Genomic DNA, 12,732 nt, shown 5'->3' with positions numbered 1-12,732 from the left:
GCGCTTGCGATCTCTCGTAAGCGGGAGGCGAATTCTACAGCGTTACACGCTGCTGTCAACACCTCTTTTTCAACTTCATTTTGGCTTCGCTGAACTGAAGCAACTTGCTGTCGAGAACTGCGTAACTCATTGTTTACCAAGGAGTTTTACGTTTCGACTGCGCCGGAAGTGGGGCGAATTATAGGCGTCCAGAATCTGCCGTCAAGGCTTAATTACGCTTTTGTGGCAGAAGGCGCTTTTTTAGCAATAAGGCGGGGGATTCGACGCATTACCGGCGGCACCCGCATCAACAGAAGTAGCGCACCTATAGACGCGTAGATGGCCCACTCCTTCAGGTCCGCCCGCACTATCCATAGCATGTGCAGCAAACCGAGCCCAAGAATCACATAGACCAGACGATGCAGCTTCTTCCATCGACTCCCCAACCGACGCTGGCTATAGCGGTTCGACGTGACGGCCAAGATAAGGAGAGCAACAAACCCCAGCGCCCCCACAATGATGTAGGGCCGCTTGCTCAACTCTACGCCGAGCTGCGACCAATCCAGCCCCAAGACAAACACACAATAGGCCGCCAGGTGCAGCACAACATAAGCAAAGCACCACAGCCCCAACTGTCGCCGCACCGCTATCCACCCCGCCCAACCGCTCAATTTCTGCAGCGGCGTCATAGCAAGCGTGATCAGCAATAAAATGAGCGTCCCCAAACCCAGGCGATCAACGAGCACCTTGCCTGGATCAGGCCCCAGCGCAGAACTCCACGCTTCATACAGCCAGAGCAATGGCCACACTGCTGCGGCTACAAACACGCCGATGCGCCAGATGGGATAGCGCATCAGTAGTTCTTCCGCAGATCGAGGCCTGTATATAAAGAAGCGACCTCATCCGAATAGCCATTGAACATCTGCGTCTCGCGCACATTCGGACTGAACAGGCCGCTCGGCAGACGGCGCTCCCGCGCCTGGGTCCAGCGCGGGTGATCGACCGTAGGATTCACATTCGCATAAAACCCATACTCATCGGCAGCAATACTCTGCCAAGTCGTTTTCGGCTGCTCACTGACCAGACTGATACGTACGATGGACTTCACACTCTTGAAGCCATACTTCCACGGCACCACCAAGCGCAACGGTGCGCCGTTCTGGTTAGGCAACTCCCGTCCGTACATGCCGACAGCGAGGATCGCCAACGGATTCATCGCCTCATCCAGGCGCAGCCCTTCCACATAAGGCCAGTCGATCAAGCCGAAACTTGAGCGTTGCCCAGGCATGCTCTTGGGATCCTGGAGGGTTTCAAAACGGATGTACTTGGCTTTGGAGGTTGGCTCGACCTGCTTGAGCAACGCCGAGATGGGAAAGCCTATCCACGGAATCACCATGGACCATGCCTCGACGCAACGCAGACGGTAGATGCGCTCTTCCAGCGCATAGGGTTTCATGAAGTCCTCCAGGGCATAGCGCCCAGGTTTTGTGACTTCACCATCAATCACCACACTCCAGGGCTGCGTCTTGAGCGAGCCCGCATTCGTTGCCGGGTCGCCCTTGCCTGTCCCGAACTCATAGAAGTTGTTGTAGTGAGTTGCATCCTTGAATGGCGTGATGGCCTCATCCTTGACCGTCACGGCCTGCCACTTCGTATTCGGAAGTTTTTCCGCAAACCAGTCAGGCGCCCTGCCCGGCTCGACGTCGGCATACCGCGAAGCATCGCTCGCACTGGCCCAACGCGGCAAGCTGCTGGCGGCAATACCGGCAAGCGCACCACCGAGCAGGCTGCGGCGAGAGAGATAGAAGGATTCAGGCGTGACATCCGATTCGTGGCAATCGGACGCTTTGGGCAATTTGATTAACATGGTAACTCCGCAGCGTTGGAGAACTGATGCACCAATAGACTGCGGAGTATGGGGGAAATTACATTAAGACAATGTTTTGTCCCGACGCAGACGCAACAAGTACTGAATCGGGCCAGAAGCCGCGTAGGCCAGGAACGCCAGCAGCAGGATACGCGGTGGATCACTGAACACGACCGCGAACACCAGCACCACCACAAGGATGGCCACGAAAGGCACGCGCCCTTTGAGGTCAAATTCCTTGAAGCTGTTGTACTTGATGTTGCTGACCATCAGCATGCCGGCCGCTGCCACCATCAGGGCAACCAGGAACGACATCTTCGATCCCTGAATCCCGTAGTCACTGAACGCCCAGACAATCCCCGCGACAACACCCGCCGCTGCCGGGCTGGCAAGGCCGATGAAGTAGCGCTTGTCGGCAGTCCCCACCTGCGTGTTGAAGCGCGCCAGGCGCAAGGCGGCGCCCGCGACATAGATGAAGGCAACCATCCAGCCGACCTTGCCCATGTCACCCAATGCCCAGGCAAATGCCAGCAATGCGGGGGCAACACCGAAGGCGACCATGTCCGACAGCGAGTCGTACTCGGCGCCGAAGGCACTTTGGGTATTGGTCATGCGCGCCACGCGCCCGTCCAGACCGTCGAGCACCATGGCCACGAAGATTGCGATAGCAGCAAAGCCAAAGTATTTGCTGGCACTCGCCGCATCACCCGCCGCCAGCGCGCTCTGGGCACTCATGGAGTTGATGATGGAGTAGAAGCCGGCGAACAGGTTCGCCGTGGTGAACAGGTTGGGCAGCAGATAGATGCCACGATGCCGGACCTTGCGGCCTTCGGCGTCATGCCCTTCTTCGACATGTTCATCGATCGGCAGCATGCTTTCGGCGTCGGAAGCCTGGTTTGGCTCTTCGGGACGTTCGCTCATGGACTTTACCTTGCAACGGTGTGAAAAAATTCGACAGATACTTGCAGCGAGTGTTCGCCTGCAAACGATGCAGCTTTATACCAGAACCAACCCCTCAAACGAAAAAACGCGGCCTAAGCCGCGTTTTCCCTTGATGCGTACGACTTAGTTCTTGGCTTTGTCGACGATCTTGTTGGCACCGATCCACGGCATCATGGAGCGCAGTTGCTCGCCGATGACTTCGATACCGTGAGCGGCGTTGTTACGACGCTTGGCGGTCATCGAAGGGTAGCCGGTAGCGCCTTCGCTGATGAACATTTTGGCGTATTCGCCGTCCTGAATACGTTTCAGGGCGTTGCGCATGGCCTGGCGGGACTCGGCGTTGATCACTTCAGGGCCGGTCACGTACTCGCCGTACTCGGCGTTGTTGGAGATCGAGTAGTTCATGTTGGCGATACCGCCTTCGTACATGAGGTCAACGATCAGCTTGAGTTCGTGCAGGCATTCGAAGTAGGCCATTTCCGGCGCGTAGCCAGCTTCAACCAGGGTTTCGAAACCAGCTTTTACCAGCTCAACGGTGCCGCCGCACAGAACGGCTTGCTCACCGAACAGGTCGGTTTCGGTCTCGTCCTTGAACGTGGTTTCGATGATGCCGGTACGACCGCCACCCACGCCAGCAGCGTAGGACAGTGCAACGTTCTTGGCATTGCCCGACGCATCCTGGTAGATCGCGATCAGGTCAGGGATACCGCCGCCTTTGACGAACTCGGAACGCACGGTGTGGCCCGGTGCTTTCGGCGCGATCATGATCACGTCGAGGTCAGCACGCGGTACAACCTGGTTGTAGTGAATCGCGAAGCCGTGGGAGAAGGCCAGGGTAGCGCCCTTCTTGATGTTCGGCTCGATTTCGTTCTTGTACAGCGAGGACTGGAACTCGTCCGGGGTCAGAATCATGACCAGGTCGGCAGCCGCCACAGCAGAAGCAACGTCGGTCACTTTCAGGCCATGGGCTTCAGCCTTGGCTACGGTGGCCGAACCTTTGCGCAGGCCAACGGTGACGTCAACGCCGGAGTCTTTCAGGTTGCACGCTTGAGCGTGGCCCTGGGAACCGTAGCCGATGATGGCGACTTTCTTGCCCTGGATGATCGACAGGTCACAATCTTTATCGTAATAAACTTTCATGAGGTTCCTCTATATATCCAGGCCGTGAGGCCATTCGCTAATTTGGGTTAGATGCTGAGTACTTTGTCGCCACGGGCAATCCCGGTGACACCACTGCGTACGGTTTCCAGAATCGAGGCCGTCCCGATCGACTGGATGAAGCTGTCCAGCTTGTCGCTTGTACCGGTCAGTTGAACGGTATAAACGCTGGCGCTCACATCGACGATCTGCCCGCGATAAATATCGGTAGTGCGCTTGATCTCGGCACGTTGGGCACCCGTGGCCTTGACCTTGACCAGCATCAGTTCGCGCTCGATGTGGGCGCTTTCCGACAGGTCGACCAGCTTGACCACTTCGATCAGCTTGTTGAGGTTCTTGGTGATCTGCTCGATCACCTCATCGTGGCCCACAGTAGTCAACGTCAGGCGCGACAGGGTCGGGTCTTCAGTCGGGGCCACGGTCAGGCTTTCAATGTTGTAGTTGCGTTGCGAAAACAGGCCGACAACACGGGACAAGGCGCCGGGTTCGTTCTCCAGAAGCAGGGAGATAATATGCCGCATGATTAAGTACGCTCCGTCTTGTTCAGCCACATGTCGCGCATAGAGCCGTCTTTGATTTGCATCGGATAGACGTGCTCGCTGGTATCGACCTGAATATCGATGAACACCAGACGGTCCTTCATGGCAAACGCTTCTTCCATCTTCGGCTTCAGATCTTTCAAGTCAGTGATGCGAATGCCGACGTGGCCATAGGCTTCAACCAACTTGATGAAGTCCGGCAACGATTCCATGTAGGAATGGGAGTGACGGCTACCGTAGCTCATGTCCTGCCATTGACGAACCATGCCGAGCACGCCGTTGTTCAAGCAGACGATCTTCACCGGAAGACCGTATTGCAGGCACGTCGACAGTTCCTGGATGTTCATCTGGATGCTGCCTTCGCCGGTGACGCAGGCAACGTCGGCATCCGGGAAGCTCAGTTTCACCCCCATGGCCGCAGGGAAACCAAAGCCCATCGTGCCCAGGCCACCGGAGTTGATCCAGCGGTTAGGCTTGTCGAACTTGTAGTACTGCGCCGCGAACATCTGGTGCTGGCCCACGTCGGAGGTCACAAAGGCGTCGCCCTTGGTCACTTCGCACAGGGTTTCGATCACGGTTTGTGGCTTGATGATGCTGCCGTCGCCCTTGTCATAAGGGAACAGGCCGCGATCACCGCGCCATTCGTCGATCTGCTTCCACCAGCTGGCAACGGACTCCTTGTTCGGCGTTTCGCCGATGTCCTTGAGTGCAGCGACCATTTCGGTCAGTACACTTTCTACAGGCCCCACGATTGGCACATCGGCCTTGATGGTCTTGGAGATGGACGCCGGGTCGATGTCGATGTGGATGATCTTGGCATTCGGGCAGAATTTGCTCGCGCCGTTGATCACTCGGTCATCGAACCGCGCGCCCACGGCGAGGATCACATCGGCGTGGTGCATGGTGAGGTTGGCGGTGTAGCTGCCGTGCATGCCGAGCATGCCGACAAACTGACGGTCCGAACCCGGGAATGCGCCGAGGCCCATCAGGGTGTTGGTCACCGGCAGGTTGAGCAGCTTGGCCAGTTCGGTGAGTGGCGCGGAACCGCCGCCCAGAATCACGCCACCGCCGGAGTACAGCACAGGACGCTTGGCCGCCAGGAGCATTTCTGCCGCCTTGCGGATTTGCCCCGAGTGCCCACGCACGGCTGGGCTGTAGGAACGCAGCTTGGCTTTCTTGGGAAAAACGTACTCGAATTTTTCGGCCGGGTTGGTCATGTCTTTCGGGATATCGACCACCACAGGGCCCGGGCGACCGGACTGTGCGAGGTAGAACGCCTTTTTCATGACTTCCGGGATTTCCGACGCGTGCTTGATCATGAAGCTGTGTTTCACGATCGGGCGGGAAATACCGATCATGTCGGTTTCCTGGAAAGCGTCGGTGCCGACCATGGTGCTAGGCACCTGGCCAGAGATGATCACCATCGGGATGGAGTCCATATAGGCAGTCGCGATGCCGGTAATGGCATTGGTTGCGCCTGGGCCGGATGTTACCAGTACCACGCCGGCTTTACCGGTGGCACGGGCGTAACCGTCAGCCATATGGGTCGCGGCCTGTTCGTGGCGAACCAGGATGTGGGTAACAGCCGGTTCCTTGAACAGTGCGTCGTAGACATGCAGCAGAGCACCACCTGGGTACCCGTAGATATAGTCGACGCCTTCGTCACGCAAAAAGCGGACGAGCATCTCACCGCCAGATAAAAGCTCCACGTTGTTCACCTCTAAAACGCCAGAATACCGTCCGTTAAAAAACCGACGGGTCTTAATAGGTTTACTTCTCAACAGAGCATGAGCGACGGTGGTCGCCGACTACGTCAGCACTGACTGAGCAAGTATTGGGATCGTCCCAAGTGTTGCGGGCTTTTCCCACCCAGCGCGAGGTAACGCGTTGCGGGTGTTACAGGTCGGCGCGGATGTGCGCCTCATGATCTGCTGAGCGGGCCTGCTTCTGGCAGTCCCGATACAGCGGACTTTGGATTCTTCTGTTTCACGCCCTTCAAGTCAAGCAATAATTGCGCTTTTTTCCTACTAAGCGCATGAGAACGCAGAAGAAAGGGCTTTGAGGAGGGATAAAACTCGCCTGAATGTCGTCAAGCGGTAGAAATGTGCGCAAGACTGCCGGAAAAACCGGCAGTCAGGCAATTAACGAGCGTCGACGATCAATTGATCGAACTTTTTCAGCGCGTTACGCAAGCCGAGGCTCTCCCGCGGCCGGTCGGCGTAGACCATCTCGGCCATTTCCAGGATCCCCGACGCATTCGGCAAGGGCAGGTCCTGTTCCAGGATCTGCTTCATACGCGCAAGGAAGATCCACTGCAGCCACTGGTGGAAGTCCAGGGTATCGACGGAAAAGGGCTCGACACTGCTGAGCGCTTCAGCACTGGGGGAGACTTCATCCCACCAGCCCTGAACGCGCAGTTCGCGCTCGATCAGCAATAACTGCTCGGCAATCGCGGGAAAACGCGCATCCATCAGAGGCTGACCTTGGCTTTTTGCCGTGCCTGCGCAGCACCCGCTGCATCGCCCTGGGCGGCACGCGCATCCCCGATCAAGGCCCACAGGCTGGCTTGCAGGTCTGGGCGCCCATTGGCCAGGCTCAGGCCACGGCGAGCGAATTGCTCCGCCTGGGGCGCATCGCCCTGGGCCATGCGCACCTGGGCCAGGCGATAGAGCACTTGTGGCTCACGCGGCGCCACGCGCTGGGCACGTTCAAGGCTCGACGAGGCGCCATTCAAATCGCCACCCGCCTGCTGCTGCTGTGCGGTTGTGAGCAACGCCAGCACCGGGCCATCGAGTTGTTCGTCAGCCGACAACCCGCCCGCACTGGACGATGACGGAATACCGCTCGGCGTCGAAGGCATGTTGTAGGTGCCCTGGTTGACCGGCGCGGTTTGAATCGGCGTGGAGTTCACCGGCCCGGAAGTGCTCGGGCCTGGGGTCCATGGCTCGGCACTGATAGGCGCCGAGGTTGCAGCCCCACTGCCGGGCACCATCACCACGACGCCGGAATCCTGGGGAATTGCCTGGGTTGCAGCTTGGGCAGGCCGTTTGACCACGGTCTGACGGAAGCCACCATTGGCCGAAATGCGGTCGTTATTGGAGACGGACGTGCTTGAGTCCACCACAGGGATAGAGCCGCGCTGCACGCTGGAGCAACCGCCGAGCAAAGCCAGAGCCGTAATTGCTGGAATCCACAACTTGTTCACTTGAAACCCTCTTTGCTTAATTCATCCAGCCCTTGACCCAATCCATCACCGAATCCGCGTCAGCAGGGGCACTGCCACTGCACGCGGCGCCGGGTGGTGGTTCGCTGCCGCGAATATACGGCATCTGCACCGCGCCCGGACAGTTGGCATCGGAGCCTTGGCCGGTGTGCGGATCAATCCAGGCCTGCACGATATTGTCCGGCTGCGGCATGTTGAGCGGCAACGGGTCAGCCTTGCGCATGAAACTGGTCCATACCTGCAGCGCGCCGGTGGCACCGGTGAACGGCGTCTTGCCATTGTCGTCGCGCCCCAGCCATACCACGGCCAATACATCCTGGCCGAAACCTGCGAACCAGCTGTCGCGGGAGTCGTTACTGGTACCGGTCTTGCCCGCCAGGGTCAGGTTCGACGGCAGCACGCTGTAGACCGAACGCCCCGTACCCTCGCGCATCACGCGCTGCATGGCATTCTGGATCAGGTAGATGGAGCCGGCGTCGAAGCGCTGCTGAATCTGGAACGGGTAGCGCTTGAGCGGTTCGCCATCGGCGGTCAGCACACTGCGAATACCGCGCATCGGCGTATTGAAGCCACCATTGGCCAGGGTCTGGTACATGGTGGTCACTTCCATCGGCGTCATGGCCGCAGCGCCCAGAAGCATGGACGGGAACGCCGGAAACTCACGTTCGATCCCCAGTCGCGCCAGGGTCTTCAGCACATTCGGCACACCGACTTCAAGCCCCAGGCGCGAGGTCGAGATGTTGTAGGAATGCGCCAATCCTTGATACAGGAACACCGTGCCATGAGAGCGGCGGTCGAAGTTCTTGGGCGTCCATACCTGGCCATCCGCGCCTTTGATCGACAGCGGGTCATCGGACAGCCAACTGGTCAGCGTGTACTTGCTGGGTTTTTCCAGTGCCGTGAGATAGACCGCGGGCTTGACCAGCGAGCCAATCGGCCGCACGGCATCCAGTGCGCGGTTGAAGCCTGCAAAACTGGCCTGGCGGCTGCCGATCATGGCCTGGACCTCGCCGGTTTCCGGGTTGGTCACGACCATGGCGGCTTCGACTTCATCCGAGCCTTTACGGCCAGTCAGGCGCTTGAAGGTGTCGTTGACCGATGCTTCGGCCTTCATCTGCAGGATGGGGTCGAAGCTGGTGAAGATCCGCAGCCCCTCTTCGGTCAAGTCTTCGTCGCGGTAGTCTTCGCGCAGTTGGCGCTTGACCAGGTCGATAAAGCCAGGGAATGAGCTATCCGCCAGCTTGCCGCGGGTTGTCACACCCAGTGGCATTTTCTTGGCAGCGGCCACTTGTTCAGCGGTGGCCACACCCTGCTGCTCCAGTACATCGAGCACCAGGTTGCGACGTTCAAGCGCACGCTCCGGGTTGCGGCGCGGGTTGTAATAGGACGGCCCCTTGACCATCCCCACCAGCAACGCGACCTGATGCAATTTCAATTCGGACAGCGGCTGCCCGAAGAAGAACTGGCTGGCCAGGCCGAAACCGTGCACGGCGCGCTGGCCATCCTGACCGACGAATACCTCGTTGAGGTAAGCCTCGAGGATTTCCTGCTTGCTGTAATGCAGCTCCAGCAACATCGCCATCATGGCTTCGGTGAGTTTACGGGTCAGGCTGCGCTCGTTGGTCAGGTAGAAGTTCTTGACCAGTTGCTGCGTCAGCGTACTGCCGCCCTGAGTCATCTTGCCGCCGGAAGTGTTGACCCAGATAGCGCGGGCAATCGACTTCGGAGAAACACCCCAGTGGCTATAGAAATCGCGGTCTTCGACAGCGACCAGGGTTTCCAGCAGATACGACGGTACCTGATCGAGCTTGATCAGGATGCGATCTTCAAGGTTCTTCGGGTAAATACCGCCGATCAGCAACGGTTCGAGACGCACCACCGGCAGCTTGGAGCCATTGAGCGAGGACAGCTCAGCCACATAATCGCCAGAGAAACGCACGCGCACCGGCTGGGCTTTTTCCAGGCCTTCGTAGAACTGGAAGCCACGGGTGTTCAGGTCGACGGTATTACCGCTGACCGCCGCAGCGCCAGGGCCATTGCTCACGGGTTCGCGGCGGTAGCCCAGCGCATCGAGCTCGGTAAGGAAGTCTTCCTTGCTCAGCTTCTGACCAGAGAACAGCTCCAGCGGGCGTGCATACACCTTGGCCGGAATCGTCCAGCGCTTGCCGGAGAATTTTTCCTGCACCACGGCATCGAGGTACACCGCAAGGCCGGCGACCGCCACAAGGCCCACAAGGCCAAGCTTGATCACCCAGCCCAGCCAAGGGCGCGGGCCGCGGGAAGGAGGTTTTTTACGGGAACGGGGAGATCGGGTTCGAGTCATGGCGGCGGATTATACGCACTTTATTGATGATCAACATGAGCCGGACAGCGGTTTGCACGACTGGCATCAGCAGCCATAATGCCCCCCATGATTTTCCCCCGACTTTGAAGGATCGCCCGTGAGCCAGACCCTGATCGCTGCCCTGCAAAACCCGGCCTTGTACCCTCATCCGGTTGACGCGTTTCAAGTCATCGAGACCCATATTTCCTGGGTGATACTGACGGGCCCCTATGCATATAAGCTGAAGAAACCGATGAACTTCGGCTTCCTGGACTTCACCAATCTGGACGACCGCGGGCATTTCTGCCGCGAGGAACTGCGCCTCAACCAGCGCCTGACCGAAGATTTGTATCTTGAAGTGTTGCCGATTACCGGCGCTGCCGAGGCGCCGCAACTGGGTGGCGACGGCCCAGCCATCGAGTACGCGCTGAAAATGCGCCAGTTCCCGCAAAGCCAGATGCTCAGCACCCTGCAAGCCAACGGCGAACTGACCAGCGCGCACATCGATGAGATGGCCAAGCAGATTGCGCAATTCCACCTCAGCGCCCCCAAAGTCCCGCAAGATCACCCCGCCGGCACGCCGGAAGAGGTGATGGCTCCGGTACGCCAGAACTTTGACCAGATCCGCCCGTTCCTCAGCGACAAGGCCGACCTGACTCAGCTGGAGGCTCTGCAAGCCTGGGCTGAAAGCAGCTTCGAACGCCTCAAGCCTTTGCTTGCGCAGCGCAAGCTCGATGGCTATACCCGCGAATGCCACGGCGACATTCACCTGGGCAACGCCACGCTGATCGATGGCCGCGTGGTGATCTTCGACTGCATCGAGTTCAACGAGCCTTTCCGCTTTACCGACGTGTACGCCGACACCGCTTTTTTGGCGATGGACCTGGAAGATCGTGGCCTGAAATGCCTGGCACGGCGCTTCATAAGCCAGTATTTGGAGCTGACCGGCGACTACCAGGGCCTGGAGCTTCTGAACTTCTATAAAGCCTACCGTGCATTGGTACGCGCCAAGGTTGCGCTGTTCAGCATGCCGAGCGAAGCCAACCCGGTGCAACGCGCTACCACCCTGCGCCAGTACCGCAACTACGCCAACCTGGCGGAAAGCTACAGCACTATCCCTTCGCGCTTCCTGGCAATCACCCATGGCGTTTCAGCCGTGGGCAAGAGCCACGTGGCCATGCGCCTGGTCGAAGCCCTGGGCGCGGTACGCCTGCGTTCGGATGTAGAGCGCAAGCGCCTGTTTGGCGAACAACAGGTAGAGAACACCCTGCAGGCCGGTATCTACAATCAGGACGCCAGCGCTGCCACCTACGCACGCCTGAACGAGATTGCCGACACCGTGCTGCGCGCCGGTTACCCGGTGGTGCTGGATGCCACTTTCCTGAAACGCGCACAGCGTGAGGCTGCCGCCCAGGTTGCCGAAGCCACTGGCGCGCCGTTCCTGATCCTCGACTGCAACGCCCCGCAAGCCGTTATCACCAGTTGGCTGGCACAACGCCAGGCGGATAAAAACGATCCGTCTGACGCCACACTGGCCGTTATCGAAGAACAACAAGCCAGTCGTGACCCGCTGACTGCCGAGGAGCTGCTGCTCAGCAAGCGTGTGGAGACCAATGAAAGCGGGACGCTCGACGCGTTGGTCGGGCATATCCGTCAACACCTGCCGGGCCTGTAAGAAATATTTCTTGGTCGCGTCGTCGTCTTCGGCGCGCGACCCAGCGATAGTGGCACTATAATGGCTCTATAACGCCAACCAGAGTCGCGATCATGAATCAGCCAAAGCTTCTTGATACCCCGCTCTACGCCTTCCTGCACAAGGACGACATCCGCGGCTTCAACCAGGAGCGCCCTGAAAATGGCCCCATCGACATGCGCGGTGGCGACTTTCGAGGGCTGGACCTGCGCGACCTGAACGCCACCGGTATTGACTTCACCGACGCCTATTTTCGCTCTGCCGACCTGCGCGGCCTGGACTTGCGTGGCTGCTCACTGGAAGGCGCCAGCCTGGCCCATGCGCAGATATCGGGGGCTTATTTCCCGCCCGAACTCACGGCTGACGAAATACTCATGTCGGTCAATTTCGGTACTCGCCTACGCTACCGCACCAAGTAACCCCACACACCGAGTTCCTGCCACATCCCCTGCCTGCCGGGCACTTTGCGCCTGCCTGCGAGTAAGCGCCGTCGCGCCATCCTTATAATCTTTTCAGGCCTTTCTGACCAAAGAACCACGCTTTTCCTACTGAACGCTACACTCATTTTCAGGCTGCCTGGTCACGACACCCACCGCACCATTCGGCCAACGCAAGGAGGCTTGATGAACGATGAGCTGCAACACCTGAAAAACCTTGGCAAGACGTCAGCGCAGTGGCTGCATGCGGTGGGCATCCACAGCGCGTCCGACTTGCGTCGCCTGGGGGCGGTCGACGCGTACCGAGCCGTGCGCACGCGCGGGTTTCGAGCTTCGAAGGTTCTGCTGTATGCCATTGAAGGGGCATTGATGGATGTGCACTGGAACGACATACCTACCGAGCGCAAGGAGGCCTTGAACCGTCAGTTGGAAGCGCTCTCAGTGCATCAGAAGAACTAGAGTGGCACTCAAACCCAGTGTTTACGGGCATTACAAACGAGCGTTTGAGAAAAATGGATGAAGCAGAAAAACAAATGTTGACCCTCAAATGAGAATCGTTATGATTATCACA

General features: G+C 58.7%; 12 protein-coding genes. 3 read left to right on the top strand and 9 right to left on the bottom strand.

Going from position 1 to position 12,732, the window contains the following annotated elements; translation table 11 throughout:
• Positions 1–212: 212 nt before the first annotated feature.
• The 9 genes from msrQ to mrcB form a co-directional block, all read right to left on the bottom strand.
• Entirely contained in the window at positions 213–833 is a 621-nt protein-coding gene (msrQ, locus tag AC07S6_RS11965; protein WP_020301783.1) for a protein-methionine-sulfoxide reductase heme-binding subunit MsrQ, read from the bottom strand.
• Entirely contained in the window at positions 833–1,846 is a 1,014-nt protein-coding gene (gene msrP, locus AC07S6_RS11960; RefSeq protein WP_495112366.1) for a protein-methionine-sulfoxide reductase catalytic subunit MsrP, read from the bottom strand. The genes msrQ and msrP overlap by 1 nt, the downstream gene beginning before the upstream one ends.
• 63 nt (positions 1,847–1,909) lie before the next feature.
• Positions 1,910–2,767 carry a CDP-diacylglycerol--serine O-phosphatidyltransferase gene (gene pssA, locus AC07S6_RS11955; protein ID WP_014719927.1) on the bottom strand — a complete coding sequence of 286 codons (858 nt, stop codon included), beginning with the start codon at positions 2,765–2,767 and terminating at the stop codon, positions 1,910–1,912.
• Positions 2,768–2,911: 144 nt separating this feature from the next.
• Positions 2,912–3,928 (bottom strand): ketol-acid reductoisomerase, encoded by a 1,017-nt coding sequence (gene ilvC / locus AC07S6_RS11950; RefSeq protein ID WP_003194132.1) that lies wholly within the window; start codon positions 3,926–3,928, stop codon positions 2,912–2,914.
• 47 nt (positions 3,929–3,975) lie between these two features.
• Entirely contained in the window at positions 3,976–4,467 is a 492-nt protein-coding gene (gene ilvN / locus AC07S6_RS11945; protein WP_003176102.1) for an acetolactate synthase small subunit, read from the bottom strand.
• Between the two features lie 2 nt (positions 4,468–4,469).
• Positions 4,470–6,194 (bottom strand): acetolactate synthase 3 large subunit, encoded by a 1,725-nt coding sequence (locus AC07S6_RS11940; RefSeq protein ID WP_014719928.1) that lies wholly within the window; start codon positions 6,192–6,194, stop codon positions 4,470–4,472.
• 432 nt (positions 6,195–6,626) lie between these two features.
• Complete coding sequence (locus tag AC07S6_RS11935; RefSeq protein WP_014719929.1) at positions 6,627–6,956, bottom strand: YqcC family protein; 330 nt, start codon at positions 6,954–6,956, stop codon at positions 6,627–6,629.
• Complete coding sequence (locus AC07S6_RS11930) at positions 6,956–7,690, bottom strand: tetratricopeptide repeat protein (RefSeq protein ID WP_054917942.1); 735 nt, start codon at positions 7,688–7,690, stop codon at positions 6,956–6,958. The genes AC07S6_RS11935 and AC07S6_RS11930 overlap by 1 nt, the downstream gene beginning before the upstream one ends.
• 16 nt (positions 7,691–7,706) lie before the next feature.
• On the bottom strand, positions 7,707–10,031 hold the full coding sequence (gene mrcB, locus AC07S6_RS11925) for a penicillin-binding protein 1B (RefSeq protein ID WP_495112365.1): 2,325 nt from the start codon (positions 10,029–10,031) through the stop codon (positions 7,707–7,709).
• 118 nt (positions 10,032–10,149) lie between these two features.
• Here mrcB and AC07S6_RS11920 point away from each other — a divergent pair, with 118 nt between their 5' ends.
• The 3 genes from AC07S6_RS11920 to AC07S6_RS11910 all read left to right on the top strand — a co-directional run bounded on the left by AC07S6_RS11920 (position 10,150) and on the right by AC07S6_RS11910 (position 12,620).
• Positions 10,150–11,706, top strand: a complete 1,557-nt coding sequence (locus tag AC07S6_RS11920; protein ID WP_495112364.1) for a bifunctional aminoglycoside phosphotransferase/ATP-binding protein — start codon at positions 10,150–10,152, stop codon at positions 11,704–11,706.
• Between the two features lie 92 nt (positions 11,707–11,798).
• Positions 11,799–12,143 carry a pentapeptide repeat-containing protein gene (locus tag AC07S6_RS11915; RefSeq protein WP_495112363.1) on the top strand — a complete coding sequence of 115 codons (345 nt, stop codon included), beginning with the start codon at positions 11,799–11,801 and terminating at the stop codon, positions 12,141–12,143.
• A 204-nt stretch (positions 12,144–12,347) separates the two neighbouring features.
• Complete coding sequence (locus AC07S6_RS11910; protein WP_057975457.1) at positions 12,348–12,620, top strand: TfoX/Sxy family protein; 273 nt, start codon at positions 12,348–12,350, stop codon at positions 12,618–12,620.
• The last annotated feature ends 112 nt before the right edge of the window (positions 12,621–12,732 follow it).

The sequence above is a fragment of the Pseudomonas sp. GW821-FHT07B01 genome, from assembly GCF_059419065.1.
This window is presented reverse-complemented; position numbering and strand designations above follow the sequence as displayed.